The organism is Pseudomonas sp. LS-2 (assembly GCF_003605735.1).
In the GTDB taxonomy this organism is placed as follows: Bacteria; Pseudomonadota; Gammaproteobacteria; order Pseudomonadales; family Pseudomonadaceae; genus Aquipseudomonas.
On record NZ_QXTJ01000040.1, the window covers coordinates 22,948 to 47,215 of the forward strand.

Genomic DNA, 24,268 nt, shown 5'->3' on the forward strand with positions numbered 1-24,268 from the left:
GGCAGGTGTAGGCGTTGTGGGGCACGCGTCATGGCGTGGGGGTCGGTTGCAGAATCGGATCCCCGGGGTTGATCGCCTTGAGCCCTTCGATAACCGCCTTCATCTGCGGCACCTGGCCGTCATCACGCAGCTGTGCCACCAGCGCCATGCGTACGTCGCGGTTTTCCGGATGGCGCTTGAGGGTCGACTCCAACAGTTGCCGCGCCCCTTTCTGATCGCCGCGATCTTGCAGACTCAACGCCAACACATAGGCGAACCGGGCATTGTCAGGCTCCAGACGGTTGGCCTCGCGCAATGCCTTGAGCGCGGCGTCGGGCTGGTTGCGGCGCACGAGCGCCAGGCCTTGAGTGAATTGCAAGAGCGCGATTTCAGGCTGTTTCCGCAGCCTTTCGCTCAGCAGATCCGCCGCTTCCTGACTGCGCTGGTTAGCGTCCAGCCACTGCACCAGCGTGATGAACGCCGGCAGGAAATCAGCGTCCCGCTCGATGGCGGTACGCAGGTAGTGTTCGACTTGCGCCGTGTTGCCGTTGGCCTGATAGAGCATCGCCAGATTGAGGTTGGCTTCGGCACGTTCCTGCAGGCTCAGCTGCACCTTTTCGTATTCGGCGATGGCCTTGTCGAATGCCGCCTGATAACGCCCCACCTGTTGAGCGCTGCCCAATAGCGCACGGGCGCTGGCGATGCGCACGGCGAGTATCGGATCCTGCAACAACGGGGCGAGCAGTTCTGCGCGCTGGTCCGGTGGCAGTTGCGCGGCGACTACATTGACCGCTGCTTCACGAACCTGCGGGGCCGGGTCGCGCAACGCTTTGCTGCTGGCGTCCAGGGCCTGCTGGCTGGGGAAGTTCGGCAGTTCGTTGACCAGCGTGGCGCGACGGATCGAGGCCAGTCGAGTCGATTCCAGCTGGCTGAACAACGCAGCGGCCGCGCCGGGCTGAGCACTGCGGACCTGCCACAGGCTGCGGGCGTATTGGTGGGTCGGGTGCTGGGTGTCGCCATACCACTGCTTGAATTGATCGACAACCTGGCTGGCGGGCAGGGCGACGTGGCAGGTCAGGCAGGCATCCGGCGTGCCGAGGGTGGTGGCCAGTGCCGGGTTGGGCAGGGTGAAACTGTGATCGTGGCGCAGGTCATTGACCATGAACAGCTTGCCCGGCATGTGGCAGTCGATGCATTGGGATCCGGGCTGGCCGGGTTGATGATGGTGGTGTTCGGGGGAGTCATAGTTCTTCGCTTGCAGGCCAGCGCCGTCGACACCGGGCACCGACGTTTTGCCTGCCGGGTTGTGGCATTGCAGGCAGACGCCATTCCCCTGGGCTTTCAACTCGGTGCTGTGGGGGTTGTGACAGTTGCTGCAGCGCACGCCTTTGTCGAACATCTTGCTCTGCACGAACGAGCCATGTTCGAAGACTTCACCCTTGATCTTGCCATCCAGTTCATACAACTCACGGGTCAGCGCAGCGGGCAGATACGCGTCCATCAGCGGCTTGCCGGGTTTCTGATCGTCACCCAGCGGCGCACGCCGGGCGTGACAGCGAGCGCAGGTGTCGACCTGAGTCACGTTGTCGCCCTTGCTCAGGTTGATCGCGAAACCGGCGTTGAGCAGGTCCGAGGTTTTCTCGCTTTTGCTCGCCCACTCCAGGTGGCCGGAGGCCGGGCCGTGACAGGACTGACATCCCACGCCCAGGCTGTTCCACTGGCTGCTGAAGGTGTTGGTGTCGGCGTTGAAGTTGCGCTTGAAGTCGGTGGTGTGGCACTCGACACACATGAAGTTGGCGTTCTGCCCCGGTTTGCTCCAATGCAGCGGGTCTTTGAAGTCCACGCCTTGGCCTGGGTAGATGTGAAACCACTGATGCTTTTCGGTATCCCACGCCACACCCAGGGCCTGAAGACGGCCACCGCCGGTTTCCAGCAGGTATTGCTGCAAGGGCGCGACGCCGAAGGCATACGCTACTTTGAAATCTTTGGGCTGACCGTCGCCGTCGACGGTATTGACCCAGAACTCCGAACCTTTGCGGAAGAACCGGGTGGTCTCTTTCTCGCCTTTGAACGAGGTGGCATTGAAATCCCCCAGCACACTCTGGTCGCTGGCGGTCTGCATCGCCAACTGATGATGGGAGCCTTGCCAGTCCTTGACCTGCGCCGTGTGGCAGCCGGCGCATTGCTGCTCGTCGACGAAGGTGGCGGGCGGGCGTTGAGGGCTGGCCGCAGGGGCGGGAGGTTGCAAGGGCTTGACGGCTGCGGCGGCCGGTTTGACGGAAACCGGCTCAGGCGTTTTCTGCGTGAGGTACCAAAGCCCACCGGCGACCANGGCCGCCGGACGGGGCGGTTGGACTGGCGGGTTGCGGCGATGTCCTGGTCTTTTTCGGCATGCCGACCTTCATTCCCTTGAGCAGATGTGTTCAACGGCGGCCGGTGGTCGACGTGAACGTTCATTAGTCCGGGTCATACGCGTTTCTGGTTTCTGGTATCACGGTTGGGGACAAAGGTAGATCAGCCCGTTGATCCTTGCCAGAAAACAGGCTGAATCTGCGTCAGACTGCGCGCAGCAGCGGCACGTCAGCGACGACGTGCCGCCGCCTGTCCGGGTCTTATTTGCCGGCCTTGAGTTTCTCGTAGCTCAGGCGCATGTCGGTGGCCCAGCCATCGAGCACCGGTTTGACATCGTCCAGGGTGAGTTGAGTCTTGTCGTTTTCAAGAGGTTTGCCGCTGCCCTTGCGCACCACTTGGGCCAGCACCTTGTTGCTGTCGGCGTCGAGGAAGGCGGCTTCGGTGGCGATCTCGACGTTCTGATCGCGTCCACCGGCGGCGGTGTTGACGGCGGCCGCCACCAGGGCGATCGGAATCACTTCATAGGGCTTGAGCCCTTCGGTGCTGGTCGAGACGGCGGTAATCGCAGGACGCACGATGATGGTGTTCGGCCCCGGCCCTTGAGCCAGTGTCAGGTCCTTGCCCAGTTCACGCTTGAGCGCGGTGTCGAAGTAGCGGGTGATCGATTGCAGCATCTGCGCCGAAATCACGGCCGTGGGCTGAGGTTTGGGGAAGAACTGGCTCGGCTCGATGTAGACCTGCGTGTATTGGCCAAGCTTCATGTCCGGGTCGATCCAGCGCATGACCGGCGCCCCGGATTCGCTTTCGGCAGGTTTCAGGCGACTGTAGTCCCTGAGGAATCCCGAATACTGGCTAGGGTCGACCTGTGAACTGGAGCAACCGCCCAGTCCCAGAACGGCACAGCACAGCAGTGTCTTGAGTACCGGCATTTTCATCGTGTGACTCCCTTCGTTTTTCTAAGCGTTGGGTGGGGTTACCAGGTGCAGCAGCGCGCAGATCTCTTCTTGCGCAGGAATCCATTGGGCCGCGCCATCAGCGTGGGGCCCGCGATAGTTTCGATGATGGGAGGGGGTCCAGGGATCAAGGGCGGTGGCAGAGCATGAGAACCCTGGGTCCCGGTGTGAAGTCGCATACAGTTGAAACGTCATCCGTGGTCAGTCCCGCTGGAGAGATGGCTCAAGCAACGCTAGCAGTTAATCGTGCGACCGCCAGTGGTCGCCTGACGCCGGCGCCCGCCGTTCATCCTCTGCTGCCTGCGAGCAAGCCCCGTCGCGTTAAGCATCGCAAACTTCTGCAGGCACGCCTCTTCGCTGAGCATCGCCAGATCAAGCTGCGCCTGCGGCCCGCGGTGGTCGCTGTAGGTCTCTGGCGGCGAGGATTTCAAATACGCCACCGCCGGCAAGCCGTGCTGCTACAGATTTTGCGTCGCTCACCGGCTGCCATGACACCCGCCCCCCCTGTAGCAGTCCGGCTTGCCGGCGGCGAGGATTTCAAATACGCCATCGTCGGCAAGCCGTGCTGAGGGTGGGGCTGCCGCAACGTGCGTCCGTTGGAATCCACACGTTGCCGTTGAGCCGGTCAGTTGCCGTCAGCGACCTTGCGTTCGATTTCGGCGGTCTTGCGGTTGAGTTCTTCCACTTCCTGCTCCTTGGTCCGGTTGGAGGAGGGCGTGATGGTTTCATCGATGGCGCGTGTGTCGTCGTCGGGGTCTTGCAGGTCTCTTTTCACGACATTGACCGGCTTGCCGGACGCATCGACGGGGGGCGCGTTGGGCGGGGTGGTCGGTGATACGGGGGTGGTGCGATCGTCATTGCTCATTTCAATATCCTCCGGTGACATGCCATGTTGGATGCCGGGGCGTGGCCTGAGTTCGAGGTATTTCGCTGAGCGGCGACTGAAGCGCGTGGTGCAGGGTTGTCAAATCGCGGGCAGAAAAAAGCCCGCTGGGGAAGACGGGCTTAAAGAGGATCAAAAGGAGTAGGTGCAGACTGAACCGGTGGGCGTGAATATTTTGTGAAAACGCAGTTATAACTAATTCCTATTTAGAAAATAGCGACGAGCGGTCGTGTGATGGTCGCAGCCCGGCTTGCCGACGGTGGCGACCTTGAGGCCGGCATCGCGGGCAAGCCGGGCTGCTACAGGGGATTTGTGGTTCAGGCGTTGCGCGAGCCGGGGTTCTGCCAGAAGGTCGGGTCTGCGCTCTTCAAGCGTTCCACGGCGTTGTGAATGTGGGTGAGGGCGGCATACCGGGCAGCGTCGGGATCCCGGGCGGCGATGGCTTCGTAGATCGCGACATGCTCTATGCGCACGGTCTTGGCCATGTCCCTGCGACGCTCTTCGTTGGAACGGGTGATACGAATGGCTTCCTTGACGAACTGCGCGATGAATTCGTGCAACGACGGGTAAAGGGGATTGCCCGTGGCGTGGGAGATCGACAGGTGGAAATCCAGGTCCTCCTGAACGCCGTCGCGACCTTCATGTTCCGCCGTATCGATGGCCTTGAGCGCCCGCTCGATTACTTCCAGTTGCTGCAGGGTATGACGCTGAGCGGCCAGCGCAGCGGCTTCGCCTTCGATTCCGCGACGCAGTTCGGTGACCCGCAACACCGCGTCGATGGAGCCGCAGACGTCCAGGTCGATGGTGAACGCCTTGATGTGCGCGCCTTCGCTGACCACCGTGCCGCTGCCTTGACGCACTTCCACCAGCCCTGCGGACTTGAGCCGTGAAATCGCTTCGCGGATCACCGTGCGACTGACGCCGTAGCGCTCGCAGAGCACCGGTTCAGTGGGTAAACGAGAGCCGGGCAGCGCGTCGCCGCTGGCGATATGGGCTTTGAGTGCGGTGGTGACCTGATCGGCCAACGTCCCTTTGGACGCGTCCTTGAGGCTGGCGCGGCTGCCGGGAGGCGAGGTGGAGTCGGAAGAGGGCATGGAAATCTCGTGCTTCAAATCAGCGAACGTTACTGCATTTCCGGGGACGCGTCCTGCCTCAAATGATCGTTGAATTCGTATGACGTATTATGTAACTTGTGTTTTCTCGCACGGCTCTATCCACACCAAAACACCCCACTACAAAAATAAAGGGATGGGAAAGACATGAGTGAATCACTGGCTCAAGACGCCATCAGTGCGTCTGTCGATGCTTCAGAAGATGCGGCCTACCGCAAGGCTGCCTGGCGGATCCTCCCGCTGTTGCTGCTGTGTTACCTGTTGGCGTATCTGGACCGGGTCAACGTCGGCTTCGCCAAACTGCAAATGTCCGATGACCTGCATTTCTCCGAAGCGGTGTACGGGCTGGGCGCCGGTATCTTCTTCATTGCGTACTTCCTCGTGGAAATCCCCAGCAACCTGATCCTGCACAAGGTCGGCGCGCGGTTGTGGATCGCCCGCATCATGATCAGTTGGGGCGTCATTTCCTCGTGCATGGCGTTCGTCACCACGCCGACGTCGTTCTACGTCATGCGTTTTCTGCTGGGGCTGGCCGAGGCCGGTTTCTATCCCGGCGTCATCCTCTACCTGTCGTACTGGTTCCCGACTCACCGCCGCGGAAAAATGTTCGCGATGTTCGCCACGGCCGTTCCGTTGTCCGGGCTGATCGGCGCACCGCTCTCGGGCTGGCTGATGACCGCGTTCAATGGCGCCCACGGTTATGCCGGTTGGCAGTGGCTGTTCTTCATCGAAGGTTTGCCTTCGATTGCCGTCGGCATTCTGGTGATCTTCTGCCTCAGTGACCGTATTTCCCACGCTGGCTGGCTGACACAGGAACAGAAGACCCTGCTGCAATCACGTATCGACGCCGAAACCCAGGGACATGTCGCCCACAGCGTGCGCGAAGTGTTCCTGCAACCGCGGATGTGGCTGCTCACGGGCATCTACTTCTGCTTGATCGCCGGTTTCTATACCGTGGGTTTCTGGCTGCCGACGCTGGTGCGTCAGGCCGGCGTCACGGACGTTCTGCAGATCGGCCTGTTGACGGCAATTCCTTACGGCGCTGCGGTGGCGACCATGGTGCTGGTCTCACGCAACGCCGACCGCCTGCGCGAACGTCGCTGGCACCTGGCGCTGACCGCTGTCGTCGGCGGCATCGGCCTGATCATCTCGGCCACCTGGAGCGACAACTTCACGGTCTCGATGATCGGGCTGACCCTCGGTGCCATGGGCGCGCTCAGCACCTTGCCGCTGTTCTGGCCGTTGCCCACTGCCTTTTTGGGCGGAACAGCCGCGGCGGCGGGGATTGCCCTGATCAACTCTTGCGGCAACCTCGCCGGTTTCGTCTCGCCGTACCTCATGGGCTTTCTCAAGGACATGACGCAAAGCACCACCATCGGCATGTACGTCATGGCCAGCGCGCTGTTTCTGGGCGCCATTCTGGTTTTCCGCATTCCCGCAAAACTCGTTAACCGCTGAGCATTAGGAGCATTTCATGAATATTCTCGTGACCGGTGCGGCCGGCTTTCTTGGCCGTCGCCTGATCGAAGCACTCCTGCAGCGCGGCTCGTTGACTGATCGTCAGGGCGCAGAACAGGCTATCACCCGGATCGTGGCGTTCGACGTGGTGCCGCTCAGCGGTATCGACGACGCCCGGGTGCAAGCGGTGTGTGGCGACATCGCCGATGCGCAGGTACTCGAAGGCCTCGTTACCCACGAGACCGACAGTGTTTTCCATCTGGCGGCGGTGGTTTCAAGCCAGGCCGAGCAGGATTTCGACCTGGGCATGCGCATCAACTTCAGCGCCACCCACCATCTGCTGGAACGTATTCGCAGCCTGGGAACGTGCCCCAAGTGGGTGATGACCAGTTCGGTGGCGGTGTTCGGTGGGCAACTGCCCGAGCAGGTGCAGGACGATCAGGTGTGGGCGCCGCAAAGCTCCTACGGCACGCAGAAGGCGATGAACGATCTGCTGCTGGCCGATTACAGCCGTCGCGGGTTCGTCGATGGCCGCAGCCTGCGCATGCCGACCATCGTGGTACGGCCGGGCAAACCGAACATGGCGGCGTCGAGCTTCGCCAGCGGGATCATCCGCGAGCCGCTCAACGGTCAGGACAGCGTGTTGCCGGTGCCGCTCCAGACCCGACTGTGGCTGATGTCGCCGGCGCAGGCGATCAGCAACCTGATTCACGGCCACGAACTCCCCGCCGAACGATTGACCCAGGGCCGAGTGATCAACATGCCGGGCCTGTCGATCACGGCCGAGCACATGATCGACGCCTTGCGCCGGACCGCAGGCGATGCCGTGGCAAACCGGGTTCGGCTGGAGCGCAATCCGGCGATCGAGAAAATCGTCGGTTCGTGGCCCGGCTCGTTCACCGCAACGTATGCGAAAAGCCTGGGGTTCACGGCCGATCACGACTTCGCTGACGTGATCGGGCAGTTCATCGCCGAGTACCCGCCGCAACCGTCATGATGACGTAGCTTTTGGCCGGGCCGTATAGGTTGGAGGCGGTTAAACGTGCTCTAATCACTCCCACTCAAATGGGGGAGCGGCCCGGCTTTCAAGCCAGTCCCGGCGCGTTCCTCGATACCCTCGGGCGTTTACATAGGGCTGTCATGGATACGGGGTCACGTCTCAAGTTAGTGCGGGAAAGCTACAAGATGTCCCAGCGAGAGCTGGCCAGGCGCAGCGGTGTCGCCAATGGCACGATCTCGTTGATTGAATTGAATCGCGTCAGTCCCTCGGTCAGTTCATTGAAGAAACTCCTTGAAGGGTTTCCCATGACCCTGGCGGACTTTTTCTCCTTCGATCAGCCTCCGCAAGAGCAGCGCTATGTCTTTCGCGCCGGCGAACAGCCGGACCTGGGCCGTGATGGCTTGCGTCTGCTGCTGATCGGCGCGTCCGTCCCCAGCCGTCAGATGCGCATGCTGCGCGAACAATACGCCCCCGGCGCAAGCTCCGGTGCCGAGCCGATCGTTCATGCGCAAGGCGAAGAATGCGGGCTGGTCACACGGGGCACCATCGAACTCACGGTGGACGGCCAGATCAGCGTGCTCAATGCGGGCGACGGCTATTACTTCCCGACCACGCTCCCGCACATGTTCCGCAACATCGGTCAGGACGAAGCGGAAATCATCAGCGCCAACACCCCCGCCAATTTTTGACCAGCCTTCGGCGCGCCGTGAATCGGTGCGCCCGATCGTTTTTCCCGCCTGGCCGACTGTTCGTCCGCCAACAGCGGTTCAGCCCTCAGGTTCCCATTGGCTCGGTCGATAACCCGAGAGCAGTGCGTGGGCGCTCGTCCTTCTAACTAAAAACCACGTCTGGTTGTCATTCCTGCCGTCCAAAACCTATAAATCTCGCGGAAGAATTCATGAACATCAAACAGAAGCTGACTTGGGGTTTTGGCGCGATTGCCTGCCTGCCGGTCATCGTCGTGGCGGGGCTGGTCGTGTTGAACGTACGCGAGGCGGCGCAGGCGAATTTCGTCGACAGCAGCGGCCGTGAGATTCGCCAGATCGATAACGGGATGAAGCAGTTCTTTGATGGCATCAGCCAGAACGTCGAATACCTGGCGAAGGATCCGCGCATCGTCGCGGCCCGTGACCTGAAGAATTATTCCGGGGCCGATGCGCCGCAGATTCCGCTGACCGAGAATAACCGCGCGTTTCTGAACATCTTCGACGGCTTTGCCAAGAGCCACCCGAGCACGGCGTATCTGTCGGTGGGGCTGAGCGATGGCGGGTATGCCAGCTGGCCGGACGACCCCAAGATCGCCAACTACGATCCGCGCCAGCGCCCCTGGTACAAGGCCGCCCTTGCAGCGCCGGGCACCACCGTGCGCACCGGCGCCTATTACTGGGCGCCGGATGACGTGTCGTTGATCGGCACGGTACACACCGTGTCCGACGCCTCGGGCAATCTGGTCGGGGTGGTGGGTCTGGACGTATCGCTCAAGCAACTGACCGAACTGGTCAAGACCATCAAGCTGGGCGAGAGCGGCTATCTGATGCTGGTCGAGGCCAATGGCAACGTGCTGGTGGACCCCAGCGACGCCAGCCACAACTTCAAACCGATGGCCGATCTGGGCCCCCACTACGCCGACCTTGCGAAGCAGGGCGATGGCGCGACGCAGATCGAAATCGGCGGCAAGGTCTACATGGCCAACGTCATCAGTTCCAAAGCGCTGGGCTGGCGTTTCATCGGCCTGATCGAGCGCAGCGAGGTGATGGCCAAAGCCTCCAGCCTCACCTGGCTGATCGCGGTGATTGCCGGTGCGTTGGCGATCATCTTCGCCATCGTCGGCGCCAGTTTTGCCGGGGTCATCGTGCGGCCGATTCGTGGCGTGGCCGATGGCTTGCAGGAAATCGCCGAAGGCGAGGGCGACCTGACCCGTCAGCTCAAGATTCAAGGCAAGGACGAAACTGCCACGCTCGCCGGATGGTTCAACCAGTTTCTGGGAATGATCGCGCAGATGATGCAGCGCATTGGTGGTGCGTCTTCGGCCTTGCAGAGTGCTGCGGCGGACACCCACGAAGTCGCCAGAAACATGGACGAGGCGGCCGGACGCCAGCGCGAGGCGGTGGAGCTGGTCAGCACCGCGTTCAACGAAATGGTCGCCACGGCCAACGAAGTCGCGCGCTCTTGCAGCCAGGCCGCCTCCAGTGCCGATGCCGGTTACCGCGACGTGCACGTCGGTCAGGAGCACATCAGCGAGGCCACTGGCAGCGTGCTCAAGTTGAGCAAGGACTTGCAGCAGTCCACGGACACCATGCAACTGCTCGAAGAGGACAGCAAGAACATCAACAGCATTCTGGACACCATTCGTTCGATCGCCGAGCAGACCAACCTGTTGGCGCTCAACGCGGCAATCGAGGCAGCACGCGCCGGGGATCAGGGGCGCGGGTTCGCCGTGGTGGCCGATGAGGTTCGCGCACTGGCGCGGCGCACGGCTGATTCCACCGGAGAGATCGACAGTCTGCTTGGCAATCTGGCCAGGCGCACGCAGGAAGTGACGCAGCAGATGCAGGGCAGCCTGCAAGTCTCGCAAACCAGCGTCGAATGCATTCAGCAGGCGCGGGACAGCTTCGACAAGATCCGCTCTTCGGTGGATTCCATCCGCGATCAGAACACGCAGATTGCAACGGCGGCGGAGCAGCAGCATCAGGTCGCCGAGGAAATCAACCGGCACATCGCGCAGATTCACGCCGACGCGCAACTGGTGGAAGAGTTCGCCCATTCGGCGCAAGCGGGGTCCGGTCGTCTGACGGATATTTCTGGAGAACTGAAAGGTCTGGTTGGGCGCTTCAAGTTCTAGGTGATGTCCCAGCGGCCTTGATAGACGCTGGATCAGGGCTGGCCGGGACCTGGAGACGCATAAAAAAGCCGCCAACCCGTTATCTCGGACGGGTCAGCGGCTCGGGCCTCTCATCAAATCGGCGGATTTGATGAGGTGAACGTTAGCTAGCTATCGGAATCTGCGCCAGTCAATTTTCAGCAAGGCTGTGTTGCCGAAACGGCAACAATGGCCGTACGCGCTGTCATGACATCAAAGGGCGCTCAACGCCTGCGCCAGATCGGCGCGCAGGTCATCGACATCTTCAACGCCTACCGACAGGCGCACCAACGTATCGCCAATCCCCAGCTTGGCGCGGTTTTCTGCGGGGATGCTGGCGTGGGTCATGATCGCCGGGTGCTCGATCAGGCTTTCGACACCGCCCAGACTTTCCGCCAGCGCGAAGAGTTGCACGCGCTCCAGAAAACGTCGCGTGCCTGCCAGGTCGGTCTTCAGATCCAGTGAGATCATGCCCCCGAAGCCACGCATCTGCCGGCAGGCCAGCGCATGTTGCGGATGGCTGGGCAGACCGGGGTAATAGACCCTCGCCACCTGCGGCTGGCGCTCCAGCCACTGAGCCAGTTCCAGCGCGTTGCTGCAATGGCGCTCCATGCGCAACGCCAGGGTTTTGATCCCGCGCAGGGTCAGGAAGGCATCGAACGGCCCGGCAATGGCACCCACCGAATTCTGCAGAAAGCCCAGACGTTCGGCCAGTTCCGCGTTTTGCCCAACCACTGCAATGCCACCGATCACGTCGGAATGGCCATTGAGGTACTTGGTGGTCGAATGCACGACGATGTCGAAACCCAGCGCCAACGGGTGCTGAGTCCAGGGGCTGGCGAAGGTGTTATCGGCAACGCAAATGATGCCTCGGTCCCGACAAATGCGCGCGATGGCCGCAAGGTCGGTGAGGCGCAACAGCGGGTTGCTCGGCGTTTCGACCCAGATCATCCGGGTGTCGTCCCGCAGGCCCGCTTCGAAAGCCGACAGGTCGGTCATGTCGACAAAGCTGAAACGGTGTCCGGCGCTGCGTTGGCGGACCTTGTCGAACAGACGGAAAGTGCCGCCGTACAGGTCGTCGCCGGACAGGATATGCGACCCGGCATCGAGCAACTCCAGCACCGACGAAATCGCCGCCAGACCGGAAGCGAAGGCGAACGCTTGTGTCCCGCCTTCCAGGTCCGCGACGCAACGCTCCAGCGCAAATCGTGTTGGGTTATGCGAGCGGCCGTAGTCCAGGCCTTTGTGCACGCCGGGACTTTCCTGCAAGTAAGTGGAATTGGCATAGATGGGAGGCATCAGCGCGCCGGTCGATGGATCCGGCGTCTGTCCGCCATGAATCACTCGGGTGGCGAAAGCGTGGGACGTCTGGTGTTCGTCGTGCTGACTCATGCAAGGGATCTCCGCAAGTGATTGAGCAGGTCGACGCGGGTGATCAGGCCATGAAAGCCGGAGGCGTCGGCAATGATCGCGACCAGGCCGCGATCCAGTTCTTCCTGAAGCCTGGCCAGACCGGCATCCGGCGGCAGGGTTTGCAGCGTGGCAGTCATTGCTTCGCCCACGGTGGCGCGAAAGTGCGAGGTGTCGTTGTGCACGTCCAGAAGGATGTCGGACTCATCGATCACCCCCACCAGTCGCGTGCCGTCGACCAGCACCGGCAACTGTGAAACGTCGGCCAGGCGCATGCGCTGGAAGGCGGTCAGCAGCGTGTCGTCAGGCCCGACGCTGATCACCCGGCCATCCTCGAAACGGCGGGCGATCAAGTCGCGCAAATCGCCGTATTTCGTGCGCTGCAGCAGGCCCTGATCGGTCATCCACTGGTCATTGTAGACCTTGGATAAATAGCGGGTTCCGGTGTCGCAGACAAAACTGACCACCCGTTTGGGCGTTGTCTGCTCACGGCAGAAGCGCAACGCCGCGGCCAGCAACGTGCCGGTGGACGATCCGCCCAGAATGCCTTCGCTGCGCAGCAGGTAGCGGGCGTGCTCGAAGCTTTCTTCGTCGCTGATCGAATAGGCGTGGCGCACGCTGGAGAGGTCGGCGAACGAGGGAATGAAATCTTCGCCGATGCCTTCCACCGCCCAGGACCCCGGCGTCGGCAAGGTCCGGCTGCGGCTGTATTCGGCAACCACCGAACCCACGGGATCGGCCAACACCATCTCCAGGTCCGGCTGCACGCGTTTGAAGAACCGAGTCAGGCCGGTGAGGGTCCCCGCCGATCCGACGCCGACCACGATGGCGTCCAGATCGTGCTGGGTCTGCGACCAGATTTCCGGTGCCGTGCTGCATTCATGGGCCAGGGGATTGGCCGGGTTGTTGAATTGATCGGCGAAGAACGCGTCGGGGATCTCGGCGGCCAGCCGGGCGGCCACGTCCTGATAGTAGTCCGGATGGCCTTTGCCGACATCGGAGCGGGTGATGTGCACCTCGGCGCCCATCGCTTTCAAGTGCAGGACTTTCTCGGTGGACATCTTGTCCGGGACCACCAGCACCACCCGATAGCCCTTGGCCCGACCGACGAGCGCCAGACCCAGCCCTGTGTTGCCCGCCGTCGCTTCGACGATGGTGCCACCAGGGCGCAGGCTGCCGTCGCGTTCGGCCGCATCGATCATCGCCAGACCGATGCGGTCCTTGATCGAGCCGCCAGGGTTCTGCGATTCGAGTTTGAGAAACAGCGTGCACAGACCGGTGTCGATGCGACTGACGCGCACCAAGGGGGTGTTGCCGATCAGTTCCAGTACGGCGGGGCGGGCGTCAGTAGCCATGTCACATCCTCACAGGCGCGATAGATATGAGATGGACAGCGGCGCGACGCGAATGTGCAGATCAACGTTCTGCACGCGCAGGCGTGTCGAACGCCATCCGCGTGCAGGGCGGGGCAGCCTGGTGCCCCACGTTCAGCGCTGGACGAGCTCGCCGATCAGTTTCTGGTTGAAGTCGACAGGATCTTCCATTTGCGGGGCATGTCCCTTACCGGGGAACTCGACCAGATGCGCGCCAGGAATCATATTCGCAACCTGTTTGCCGAGCACCGCGTAGTGGCCGATCCGGGCCTTGACCTCCGGTGGCGCGATGTCACTGCCGATGGCGGTGGTGTCCGCATCGCCGATCATCAGCGAAGTCGGCACCTTCAGATTGGGGAATTCGTAGAACACCGGCTGGGTAAAAATCATGTCGTAGATCAACGCCGAGTTCCAGGCGACCAGACGATGCCCAGGCCCGCGGTTGAGTCCTGCCAGCATATCGACCCATCGGTCGTATTCCGGTTTCCAGCGTCCGGCGTAGTAGGTGTTCTGCTCGTATTTGCGGACGCCCTCAGCACTGAGCTTGAGTTCGCGCTGGTACCACTGATCGACGCTGCGCCACGGTACGCCCAGCGCTTTCCAGTCTTCCAGGCCGATGGGGTTGACCAGTACCAGTTTTTCCGTTTCTTGCGGGTAGCTCAGTGCGTAGCGAGTGGCGAGCATGCCGCCGGTGGAGTGGCCGACGACGCTGGTTTTATCGATGCCCAGATGCTTGAGCAGCGCATGGGTGTTCTCGGACAGTTGTTGAAAGCTGTATTGATAGTGCGCAGGTTTGGTCGAGGTGCAGAAGCCGATCTGATCGGGCGCCACGACGCGGTAGCCAGCAGCGCTGAGCGCATTGATCGAGGTATCCCAGGTGGCGCCGCAGAAGTTCTTGCCGTGCATGAGCACCACGGTTCGGCCATTGGCCCTGGCCGTCGGCGCTACATCCATGTAGCCCATTTGCAGGGACTGACCCTGGGAGTCGAACGTGAAATGCTTGAGCGGGTAGGGATACTCGAAACCCTGCAGTTCCTGGCCGTAGGTGGGCTCTTTGGCAGCGTCAGTGGCGGGTTCGGTGGCAGCGCGCGCCAGTGACGACACCGTGCATGCGATAGCCAGCGTCAGGATGGACTTCATCAGGCGCACAACGTAGCTCCTCTTCAAATGGGTAACATCGCCAGGGTGGATTACCTGAAGATTAAGGGGCTGGGCGCCAGTCCGCCAGCGCAAACTGTCTACGCCGCCGCCCCCCGGGCAATGCGCCAACCGCCGCTTCGCCTGGCGGTCCCCAGCCTCACGTGCACGTTCCCAAACAGTGCGTGACCGCCGCAAAACAGGGCAATGCTCACATCCACTTATCCATCACTGGCGCCTTAATGTGCAGACTGCACATTGGGAATTGTGGCCGTGGTCCAGTTTTTTCCGCATTTTCAGCGGTTCGAAAAGCGGCCTGTTAATTGCTCTTGTCGACGTGCGCTTCGTCATCCAAACCGCACTCGATCAGGAGAAGAAACAATGAGTTCATCCGGTGAATTCCCGTTAAGCGAGGCCCCGCAGTCGGCCCGCAAGGGGCTGCTGTCGATTTCCATGGTGCTGTTCAGTTTCACCTTCTTCACCGGCACCATGTTTGCCGGTGGCAAGCTGGGCATGGCGTTCTCGTTCACGGACATGCTGTGGATCGCCGCCATCGGCAACAGCCTGTTGGCCCTGTATGCCGCTGCGCTGGCGTTCATCGCGTCGCGCAGCGGGCTCAATACCGTCCTGATGGGACGGTTCTGTTTCGGCGAAGCGGGCAGCCGCCTCTCGGACTTTCTGCTGGGATTTGCCGAGCTGGGCTGGTACGCCTGGGGCACTGCGACGGTGGCGATCGTGCTGGTCAAAATGCTCGGGCTGACCGAGGGCCTGACCATTCCCCTGATGGTCGTGTTCGGCTTCGGTTTCAGCATCACCGCCATCGTCGGTTACAAAGGACTGGATGTGTTGTCTCGCGTTTCCGTGCCGTTGATGTTCGTGCTGCTGATCATTTCGATGTACATCGCGACCCATGACGTGGGCGGCCTGAAAGGACTCGCCGCGGTCATTCCCCATGAAGCCATGACTTTTTCCGCTGCCGTGACCATGGTGTTCGGCACCTTCGCCAGCGGTGCCACCCAAGCCACCAACTGGACCCGGCTGTCGCGCACCGGGCGGGTGGCGATCATCGCCAGCGTGGTGAGTTTTCTGCTCGGCAACGGCCTGATGGTGGTGGCCGGCGCGTGGTGCGCCATCGTCTATCAACAAGCGGACATCGTTGAGGTGATGATCCTGCAGGGGTTGTCCTTCGCGGCGGTGATCATGCTGTGCCTCAACCTCTGGACCATACAGGGGCCGACCATCTACAACGTGTCCGCTGCCGCCTGTCATCTGCTGCGCAGCGAGCGCCGCCGAACCATGACGCTGATTGCGGCCGGTGTGGGTGTAGTGCTGGCGATTGGCGGCATGTATGAAATGCTGATTCCGTTCCTGGTGCTGCTCGGGTCGATCATCCCTCCGGTGGGCGGCGTGATCATGGCCGACTTCTGGTATCGCCATCGCGGCAAGTACCCCCTGTTGGCGAACGCATCGTTGCCGCGCTACAACTTCACCGGCCTGTTTGCCTATGCCGTCGGCGCCGTGGTTGCGTATTGCTCGCCCTGGGTTGCGCCGCTGGTGGGTATCGCGGTGGCGGCGGTCTGCTATATCGTGCTGCTTCAGTTCACGGCGCGGCGTGCCGGCGTCACTGTCATGCAGGGCGAGCAGTGAGTCTTACCGTCGCTGAAGTCCTGCAACTGGCAGGGCTCGAGCAGATGACCGTGCGCGCCGGCGGTAATCATCTGCAGCGTACCGTGCGCTGGCCCTATGTCGCGGAGAACGAGGGAATTGCCGAGTGGGTGATGGGCGGCGAACTGGTGTTCGTCACCGGCATCAACCACAACCGGGATGAAGCGAACCTGCTGAGTATCGTGGAGGACGGTGTCGCCGTCGGTATCGCCGGCCTTGTGATCCTCACGGGCGGCAGCTTCATCCAGAGGATTCCCCCAGCTGTCATCGCGCGGGCTGATCAGTTGGGGTTGCCGCTGATCGAGCAACCCTACCTGTTGAAGATGGTCATCGTTACCCACGCCATCGGCACGGCGCTGGTGCACATGGCGCAGGAAAAACGGTCACGGCAGGACATTCTCAGCCAGTTGCTGACCGGAGATTACCCGAGCCTGTATATCGCCCGGCAGCGCGCCGAACATGCGCAACTGCCGGTGGAGGGGCCGCGTCGACTGCTGGCGCTGCGCCTGTCTTCGGTGAGTGTGCTGTTCGAACGTCATCCGCCCGCGACCGCCGAAGGCTATTTACAGCACGTCCGGCAAACCGTGCAGGACACCCTCGAAGCCTGGAATCGTACCTTTGCGGCGCCCATGCCGGTGGTGCTTCAGGGGGATCTGTTCATCGTACTGTTGAGCGAGCGCGAGACATTGCGCGCGGATCTGTTGGCCCTCTACAAAACGCTCGCTGCGCTGATTGGCGACTTGACCCTGTTCATGGGCCTGGCCAGCCGCGTGACCGAGTGCGGCCAATACCGACAGGCCCTCAACGAAGCCCGACAGGCGCTGGATGTGGCGGAGAACCTGCACCCGGTCAGCGGCTTCTGCGACTTCAGCGAACTGGGTGTCTTGCGTCTGTTGCAAGGCATCGGCGAGCGCTCGGTCATCGACCATTTCGTGACGCAGACCCTGGGGGCAATGATCGAGCCCTCGCGCAAGCATCCCTTTGCCCTGATCGACACCCTCGACGCGCTGCTTCAGGAAAACGGCAACGCCCTCAAGGCTGCCACGCGCCTGGGGCTGCACCGCAACACCATCAATCAACGCATCCAGCGCATTGAACAACAGAGCGGACAGTCGCTGGATGACCCGCTTTTCCGCATGAACGCATCGGTCGCGCTGCTGGTCTGGCGCATGACCGAAGCCCACAGCAAGGAGTCACCATGAACATCATCAACGCCCGCCTGCGCGGCAAGACCGGCCTGTATCGCATCCAGATCGATGGCCAGCGCATTGGCGCCATCGTCGCCCAGAGCGCTGTCATCCAGGCCACCGGCGTGACCGATCTGGACGCCGGCGAGAACCTTGTCACCGCGCCTTTCGTCGAACCTCATATTCACCTGGACGCGGCGCTGACCGCAGGTGAGCCGAAATGGAACATGAGCGGCACGCTGTTCGAGGGCATCGAACGCTGGTCCGAGCGCAAGGCGCTGGTGACCCATGAAGACACCAAGACCCGCGCTCGCAAAACCATCGACATGCTGGTGGACCACGGCATACAGCATGTGCGCACTCACGTCGACGTCACAGACCCTTCCTTTGCCGCACTCAAGGCGATGCTCGAAGTGCGCGAAGACACGCGCCATCTGATCGATCTGCAAATCGTCGCCTTTCCACAGGAGGGGATCGAGTCGTTCAAGAACGGACGGGCCCTGATGACCGAAGCCGTGGCGATGGGCGCGGATGTGGTGGGTGGCATTCCGCATTTCGAGAACACCCGGGAGCAGGGCGAATCGTCAGTGAAGTTCCTGATGGACCTGGCAGAACGCACCGGTTGCCTGGTGGATGTGCACTGCGATGAAACCGACGATCCGCAATCACGGTTTCTCGAAGTGTTGGCCGAAGAGGCGCGGGTACGCGAGATGGGCGAGCGCGTGACGGCCAGTCACACCGTGGCGATGGGTTCATACGACAACGCCTACTGCTACAAGCTGTTTCGCCTGCTCAAACGTTCGAAGATCAATTTCGTGTCCTGCCCGACCGAGAGCATTCATCTCCAGGGGCGTTATGACGGGTATCCGAAACGTCGCGGGCTGACCCGTGTCGCCGAGATCGACCGGGCCGGAATGAACATCTGTTTTGGACAGGACTCCATCGTCGACCCGTGGTACCCGCTGGGTAACGGCAACATTGTTCGGATCCTCGAAGCAGGCCTGCACATTTGCCACATGCTCGGTTATGAGGACCTCAAGCGTGCGCTGGACCTGATCACCGACAACAGCGCCAGAACGCTGCACCTGGGCGAGCGTTACGGTGTGGAGGTCGGGCGGCCGGCCAATCTGCTGATTCTGTCGGCGCCGGACGACTACGAGTTGATCCGCAGTCAGGGGCACGCCTTGGTGTCGATCCGCGAAGGGAACGTGATCATGCAACGCAGCCCGGCGCGGGTGGAGCGCTTGTTGGGTTGACGCCGCACCTGCGCAGCGTCTGAACCGGACGCTACGCAGCGCAACCCCGAGGGTTGATCAGCTGCGTTCTTTCATGGGCAGCCGCTTGGCCGAATACGCCCGCTTTTCGTCCTCGGAGTTGTAGTACACGTTCTGGGTGGTGCTGAGGCTGTTATGGCGCAGATCCACCTGCAGGTCTTTCATGTCCCGGTGGGGGGCGTCGAAGGTCGCGGAAGTGTGGCGCAACCAGTGCAGCGAAGCGGCGCGCAGACGGGCGACGTCTTCATCCGCCCAGCCTTCGTCCTGCATGCGCTGCAACGCGAGGTCGAACACTTCCTGGAGCAGCAGCCGGATGTGGCGGTCCGACAATCCTGCACGGCCTCGGCGGGTAGCGATCAAGGGCGTGGTTTCCCTGAAACCGGGTAGCGCAGACAACCCCTGGTGCTGGCGCCAGCGTTTGAGGTAGTTCTCGATGTAGTCGTCCCGCACGCTGATCTTGCCGGCCTTGTTGCCTTTGCCGACCACGTGATACCACCAGTTGCCAGCCCCGTCCTGGCGCAGATCGCCCATGGTCGGGGTCCAGTTTTCCCGCCCGACCAGGTCGGAAACGCGCAGGTACATGGCGAAAATCGTCGCCACGATGAACAGCGTGCGCTCGTATTTCTCGTCCTGCGCCGCCAGCTGTTCGGCGGTTTCCAGCACGAAGTCCCACTGCAGCGAGGTCAGGATGCGGGTGTCGTGATCGCCTGTCGTGCGCTGCTTGTATTTGCTCTTCTGTTTAACCGCTTTGAAGGGGTTGTGTTCGCAGAAGCCCTCATCGATCGCGTGCTGAAAAAAACTGCCGCAGACCGCGAAAATCTGCGCGATCGAGCCTTGTGCCGGTTTGTAGTGCTCCTGAACCAGCGGGCGGTTTTCTTCCTTGGCGCGCTTGCGTTCTTCCTTGGACGCCGACTGGCTGAACGGGCGCCAGTCGGGGTTCAGAACGTAGGTGTCAGTGGTGAGTTTCTTGCGCGTACCGACCCGGCTGAACCGGGATTTGACCACCGGCCCCACCCAGGCGGGCTCGGGCGCCAGGCAGAACTCAAGGAAGGCCTCGGCATGGGTGCGCCGCATGTCCAGCAGGGGAACCCGCGCTTTGGTCAGCGTCCACAACAGCAGGCGTTCGACATGGGTTCGGTAGGAGTTGAAGGTGGATTCATTGCCCGCGTAAGACTTCAGGAAATTGCGCACCGCGCGATAGCCCTCGACGGCCTGGATCTCGGCCGGGAACGCCATCAGGTAGTCAGTGATCGCGGGCAATTCCTGCTTCAGCGAGCTGAAGTTGAGTTCGCCGAAACGGGCATAGGTTTCAAAGAGCGGATGCGGAGAGGAGGGCGCTGGCATGAGATCGCTTGGCAGGTCGATGAGGATATTGAGGCGTATGATCGTCGGCGTCGCGTGCGGATGCAATTTTCGAAGTGGATCAATCTCCGGGAGTCGCCTTGGCGCTCATGAACCGTGATGATCTAACACCCAGCTGAGATTCATGATCGTTCCCACGCTCGAGCGCGGGAACGATCTGCCAACGCCTGGCCCCGATGTTTCAGGTGGCTGCCGCACATCAGCCCCAGCGTCCCAGGCTGTCGGCGGACAGCGTCGATGATTGTTGCGAGCCGTGCGGCCCAGGCTATTCCATCGCTTCGGCGACCCCCTGATCTTCACCCAGAAAACCACCACTCTGGTGGTGCCAAAGCCGGGCATAGGTGCCGTTCTTCTCCAGCAGTTCGCTGTGGGTGCCTTGTTCAATGATGCGCCCGTCGTCCATGACGATCAGCCGGTCCATGGCCGCGATGGTGGACAGCCGGTGGGCGATGGCGATGACGGTCTTGCCTTGCATCATTTCGTCGAGGCTTTCTTGGATGGCGACTTCGACTTCCGAGTCCAGCGCGCTGGTGGCTTCGTCAAGTAACAGAATCGGGGCGTTCTTGAGCATGACCCGAGCAATCGCGATGCGTTGGCGCTGGCCGCCGGAGAGCTTGATGCCGCGCTCACCGACCAGGGTGTCGTAGCCGGTATGGCCTTGTCGGTCGCTCAACTGGCTGATGAATCCGTCGGCCTGGGCATTGGCGGCAGCGCTGTGAATTTGCGCGTCGGTCGCATCGGGACGGCCGTAGGCGATGTTGTCGCGAATCGAACGGTGCAGCAACGAGGTGTCCTGGGTGACCATGCCGATGGCGCTGCGCAGGCTGTCTTGCGTCACCTTGGCGATGTCCTGGCCATCGATGCGAATCTGGCCGCCGTCCACGTCGTAGAAGCGCAGCAGCAGATTGATGAGCGTGGACTTGCCTGCGCCGGAGCGACCCACCAGACCGATCTTTTCGCCCGGCTGGATGGACAGACTCAAGCCATCGAGCACCTGCCGTTCGCCGTTGTAATTGAAGCTCACGTCGTCGAACGTCACCGCGCCGCCTGCGGTGGTCAGCACGCCCGCGTTTGGCGCGTCCTGCACCTTGGGGCCGCGTGTCAGCGTCTCCATGCCATCCTGCACCGTGCCGATGTTCTCGAACAGCGACGTCATCTGCCACATGATCCAGTGCGACATCCCGTTGATGCGCAACGCCATGGCGGTGATCGCCGCGACCGCGCCCGTGCCGACTTCACCCTGGTGCCAGAGCCACAGCGCATAACCGCCTGCGGCCATGATCAAACCCACCACCAGTGCCTGGTTGACGATTTCGAACTGGCTGACCAGGCGCATTTGCCGAAAGCCGGTCTGCTTGAAGTCTTCCATCGCCGCGCGGGCGAAGTGCGCTTCGCGTCTGGAATGGGAGAACAGCTTTACCGTGGTGATATTGGTGTAGGCGTCGGAGATCCGCCCGGTCATCGACGACCGCGCATTGGCCTGTTCCTGCCCGACCTTGCCCAGTCGCGGCACGAAGTACCCCATCGCAAGACCGAACAGCACGATCCAGGCAATGAAGGGCAGCATCAGTTTCAAGGCAAACCCGCCCGCCAGCGCGATGATCGCGATGAAGTACACGCCGATGCCGGGAGCGATCTCGATCACGGTGAACAGCACCTCGCGCACCGCCAGGGCGGTTTGCATCACCTTGGTGGTGACCCGGCCCGAGAACTCGTCAGAGAAGAAGGACAGGCTTTGGCGCAGCATCAGGCGGTGGAAGTCCCAGCGCAGCCGCAGCGGCAGATTGATCGCCAGTATCTGGTGCTGCACCATTGTGCGCAGTGCCACCAGCCCGACACTGGTCAACAGAACGATGCCGATGCCCCATAGCACGCGGCTTTCCTGCCCGGCGGTTTCGCCGCCTGCCTTCCAGGCCGAAAGATAGTCCACGACTTGCCCGAGAAAGGAGAACAGCCAGGCTTCGTAGATCGACACGCCGGCACTGAGCAGGGCGAGGGCGAGGATGTAGCCGCGAGCGCCCCGGGTGCAGGCCCAGAGAAATCGTCCAAGCCCTTCGGGCGGCGGCGGCAATTCATCGGGCGGGAAGGGGTCGAGCCTTCGTTCAAACACACCAAGCATAGTGGTCTCCATGGTTATCGAGTGTGGGAGATTCTGCCATTGATCGACGGGTCCGGGGCGAGCGTTGATCCGCAGATCGCGCCGCTCGACGCGCCGGGGGGGATGACGGCGGTCACCCCCTTCGGGAAGCGACGGGTGTCAGAAACGCTGCGGGACCAAATCGCGATGCACACGCCAGACCAGCCAGCCGGCCACCAGCGTGGTGGCGGCCAGCAGATACCCCACGATGTCGAAATGCTGGAGTCTGCCGTCGGCACCGATCAACACGATGTGCCCGGCCAGCAGCGACGCAAACCCGCCTGACAATTGCTGGATGGACGAACTGACGGCGTTGAACGCACCGCGATGGGACGGCTCTGGAACGCCGGCGACCATGGCCTGGAACGGAATCAGCCTGGAAAAGATCCCCGCGAACAGCAGGGCGTTCACCGCGATCACCCAAGGCAACGACACGTTGGAAAGGTGGGTGTAGATCGTGACCATGATGATGGTCACCGCGCTGCCGGCGTAGAACACCGGAAGTTTGCCGAAGGTGTCGCTGGCGCGCCCGATCAGCGGGCCGGTAACGATGGTGCACAACCCGGTGAACAGATAGACGAAGGGCAGTTGGGTGACGTGGATGCCCAGGTTGTTGACCGTGAATGCGCTGCCGAACGGCATCAGCATGTAACCCCCGGTGGTCAGCAGCGCGGTCGCGGCAAAGGCAGACCAATGGCGTCGCGTTGTCAATGTATGGAAGAGGTGGGCAAAGGCGCTTCTCTCTTGGCGGACGGCGAGATGGTCAACGACAGGCCGCATCACCAGTAGAATCACCAGTCCACCGGCGGCGCCCATGGCTGCCAGCAACAGGAACGGTGCGTGCCAGCCCCAGTGATTGGCCAGATACAGGCCGGTAGGCAGTCCGAGCACCTGGCTGGCGGCGAAGGCGGTCTGGATCACGCCCATGACGCGGCCGCGTGATTGCGGAGCGAACAGGTCCGCGGCGATGGCCAGCACGATCGAGCCGATCACCCCGGCAAAAATCCCCGTGACCACGCGCGCCAGCAGCAAGGTCTCGAAGCTTGCGGCCAGGCCGCACCACAGCGTGCCGATGACGAACCCCGAGTAGAAGAACAGCAACAGCTTCTTGCGGTCGAAGCGGTCGGCAAAGCCGGCAGTGAGCAGACCGGACAGCCCGGCGCTGAAAGCATAGGCACTGACTACCAGGCCGAACTGGCGCGCCGACATGCTCAGGGCCGGCATGATCATCGCGCCGAGCGGGGCCATGAGCATGAAGTCGATAATCACCGCAAACTGCAGCGTGGCCAGCAGGCCGACGACAAATTTTTGATAGCGGCTGAAGGGCGAGAGGGTGGGGCCGTCAGGGGTCATCGATAGGCTCGGGCTGAAAGGGTCAGGAGGCGAGGCGTCTAGCCAGGCACGCTGGAAAAAGTACCTCATATGAAAGTGTTTCCAAAGGCTTTCAGCTCGCGTCGTGCTTTCCAGGCCATCATGCGGGCGTCCGTTGGTGTCGCCACATGAGCTAACCTTCAGCGGTCATCGAGCGTTCGAGGATTTCCATGGAGCGATACACCGGCGTCGCGCAGGCGCTGCACTGGTTAACGGTCGCGGCGTTGTGCCTGCTGTTGCCTTTTGTCTGGGTCGCGGAAAACTTTCCGCCTGGCCCCGTGCGCGTGTTCTGGTACATGGCCCACGAATCCATGGGCCTCAGCGTGATGTTGTTGGTACTGATCCGGCTGACCTGGCGCTGGCGGCACCGTGCGCCGCCATACCGAGCGGGCACTGGTCGGGCCATCGCGGTGCTCGCCGGGATCAACCATGGATTGCTATACGCCGTGCTGCTGATCATGCCTGTCACCGGTTATCTCATGGCAGGCAATGGTCAGGACGTGCCGTTTTTCAGGGTGATTGCGTTGCCCGGCTTTAGCAAAAACGAACCGCTGGGCATGTTCGCCGACACGGTGCATGTGTGGTGTCAGTTCGCGGTCTATGCACTGATCGTGATCCACGTCGCCGCCACGGTCTGGCATGTGGCTGTGCGTCGCGATGGCATGCTTGAACGCATGCTGCCGCCCCAGCGTCGGCCATGATCAGGTGTCTTGCCAATCCTTTGAATGAGCGCAAATACACATCGCACGGAACCA

Annotated in this window: 18 protein-coding genes and 1 pseudogene; 9 read left to right on the top strand and 10 right to left on the bottom strand. The window is 61.9% G+C overall.

The window, feature by feature from the left end:
* Positions 1-28: 28 nt before the first annotated feature.
* From D3M70_RS25720 to D3M70_RS25740, 4 genes are all read right to left on the bottom strand, one after another.
* Positions 29-2,310: tetratricopeptide repeat protein (locus D3M70_RS25720; protein ID WP_120128467.1), on the bottom strand; the 2,282-nt coding region annotated here is incomplete at its 5' end.
* A gap of 281 nt (positions 2,311-2,591) precedes the next feature.
* Complete coding sequence (locus D3M70_RS25725; RefSeq protein WP_120128469.1) at positions 2,592-3,266, bottom strand: DUF3313 domain-containing protein; 675 nt, start codon at positions 3,264-3,266, stop codon at positions 2,592-2,594.
* Positions 3,267-3,909: 643 nt separating this feature from the next.
* Positions 3,910-4,149, bottom strand: a complete 240-nt coding sequence (locus D3M70_RS25735; protein WP_120128473.1) for a hypothetical protein — start codon at positions 4,147-4,149, stop codon at positions 3,910-3,912.
* A gap of 335 nt (positions 4,150-4,484) precedes the next feature.
* Complete coding sequence (locus D3M70_RS25740; RefSeq protein WP_120128474.1) at positions 4,485-5,261, bottom strand: FadR/GntR family transcriptional regulator; 777 nt, start codon at positions 5,259-5,261, stop codon at positions 4,485-4,487.
* Between the two features lie 165 nt (positions 5,262-5,426).
* Between D3M70_RS25740 and D3M70_RS25745 the strand changes: the two genes are divergently transcribed.
* The 5 genes and pseudogenes from D3M70_RS25745 to D3M70_RS34345 all read left to right on the top strand — a co-directional run bounded on the left by D3M70_RS25745 (position 5,427) and on the right by D3M70_RS34345 (position 10,579).
* Positions 5,427-6,737 carry an MFS transporter gene (locus tag D3M70_RS25745; RefSeq protein ID WP_120128476.1) on the top strand — a complete coding sequence of 437 codons (1,311 nt, stop codon included), beginning with the start codon at positions 5,427-5,429 and terminating at the stop codon, positions 6,735-6,737.
* Positions 6,738-6,753: 16 nt separating this feature from the next.
* Positions 6,754-7,734 carry a D-erythronate dehydrogenase gene (denD, locus tag D3M70_RS25750; protein WP_120128478.1) on the top strand — a complete coding sequence of 327 codons (981 nt, stop codon included), beginning with the start codon at positions 6,754-6,756 and terminating at the stop codon, positions 7,732-7,734.
* Between the two features lie 143 nt (positions 7,735-7,877).
* Positions 7,878-8,426: a cupin domain-containing protein gene (locus tag D3M70_RS25755; protein ID WP_081568030.1), complete on the top strand. Its 549-nt coding sequence runs from the start codon at positions 7,878-7,880 to the stop codon at positions 8,424-8,426.
* Between the two features lie 209 nt (positions 8,427-8,635).
* A pseudogene (locus tag D3M70_RS34340) lies at positions 8,636-9,718 on the top strand (cache domain-containing protein); the annotation flags it as partial.
* 93 nt (positions 9,719-9,811) lie between these two features.
* The gene (locus tag D3M70_RS34345; RefSeq protein ID WP_375233044.1) at positions 9,812-10,579 is read left to right on the top strand and encodes a methyl-accepting chemotaxis protein; all 768 of its coding nucleotides are present in this window, start codon (positions 9,812-9,814) and stop codon (positions 10,577-10,579) included.
* 231 nt (positions 10,580-10,810) lie between these two features.
* Here D3M70_RS34345 and D3M70_RS25765 read toward each other — a convergent pair whose 3' ends face one another.
* From D3M70_RS25765 to D3M70_RS25775, 3 genes are all read right to left on the bottom strand, one after another.
* Positions 10,811-11,989: a PLP-dependent aspartate aminotransferase family protein gene (locus tag D3M70_RS25765; RefSeq protein WP_120128481.1), complete on the bottom strand. Its 1,179-nt coding sequence runs from the start codon at positions 11,987-11,989 to the stop codon at positions 10,811-10,813.
* Positions 11,986-13,362, bottom strand: a complete 1,377-nt coding sequence (locus D3M70_RS25770; protein WP_120128482.1) for a pyridoxal-phosphate dependent enzyme — start codon at positions 13,360-13,362, stop codon at positions 11,986-11,988. The genes D3M70_RS25765 and D3M70_RS25770 overlap by 4 nt, the downstream gene beginning before the upstream one ends.
* A gap of 132 nt (positions 13,363-13,494) precedes the next feature.
* On the bottom strand, positions 13,495-14,520 hold the full coding sequence (locus D3M70_RS25775) for an alpha/beta fold hydrolase (protein WP_120128794.1): 1,026 nt from the start codon (positions 14,518-14,520) through the stop codon (positions 13,495-13,497).
* Between the two features lie 378 nt (positions 14,521-14,898).
* On the opposite strand from D3M70_RS25775, the gene codB reads away from it, so the two are divergent.
* Genes codB through codA form a run of 3 tightly spaced genes read left to right on the top strand, consistent with a single transcriptional unit; the run spans position 14,899 to position 18,625 of the window.
* Positions 14,899-16,164 (top strand): cytosine permease, encoded by a 1,266-nt coding sequence (codB, locus tag D3M70_RS25780; RefSeq protein WP_120128484.1) that lies wholly within the window; start codon positions 14,899-14,901, stop codon positions 16,162-16,164.
* Complete coding sequence (locus tag D3M70_RS25785) at positions 16,161-17,384, top strand: PucR family transcriptional regulator (RefSeq protein WP_120128486.1); 1,224 nt, start codon at positions 16,161-16,163, stop codon at positions 17,382-17,384. The genes codB and D3M70_RS25785 overlap by 4 nt, the downstream gene beginning before the upstream one ends.
* On the top strand, positions 17,381-18,625 hold the full coding sequence (codA, locus tag D3M70_RS25790) for a cytosine deaminase (RefSeq protein ID WP_120128488.1): 1,245 nt from the start codon (positions 17,381-17,383) through the stop codon (positions 18,623-18,625). Before D3M70_RS25785 ends, codA begins: the two co-directional genes overlap by 4 nt.
* Before the next feature lie 57 nt (positions 18,626-18,682).
* Here the strand turns inward: codA and D3M70_RS25795 are convergent, their stop codons facing one another.
* The 3 genes from D3M70_RS25795 to D3M70_RS25805 all read right to left on the bottom strand — a co-directional run bounded on the left by D3M70_RS25795 (position 18,683) and on the right by D3M70_RS25805 (position 23,495).
* Positions 18,683-19,987 (bottom strand): site-specific integrase, encoded by a 1,305-nt coding sequence (locus tag D3M70_RS25795; protein ID WP_120128796.1) that lies wholly within the window; start codon positions 19,985-19,987, stop codon positions 18,683-18,685.
* Positions 19,988-20,270: 283 nt separating this feature from the next.
* Positions 20,271-22,124: an ABC transporter ATP-binding protein gene (locus D3M70_RS25800; protein WP_120128489.1), complete on the bottom strand. Its 1,854-nt coding sequence runs from the start codon at positions 22,122-22,124 to the stop codon at positions 20,271-20,273.
* 138 nt (positions 22,125-22,262) lie between these two features.
* Positions 22,263-23,495, bottom strand: coding sequence for an MFS transporter (locus D3M70_RS25805; RefSeq protein WP_120128491.1), 1,233 nt, complete (start codon positions 23,493-23,495; stop codon positions 22,263-22,265).
* Positions 23,496-23,683: 188 nt separating this feature from the next.
* Here D3M70_RS25805 and D3M70_RS25810 point away from each other — a divergent pair, with 188 nt between their 5' ends.
* A complete protein-coding gene (locus D3M70_RS25810; protein ID WP_177418481.1) occupies positions 23,684-24,214 on the top strand; it encodes a cytochrome b in 531 nt (176 codons plus the stop codon).
* Positions 24,215-24,268 lie beyond the last annotated feature (54 nt).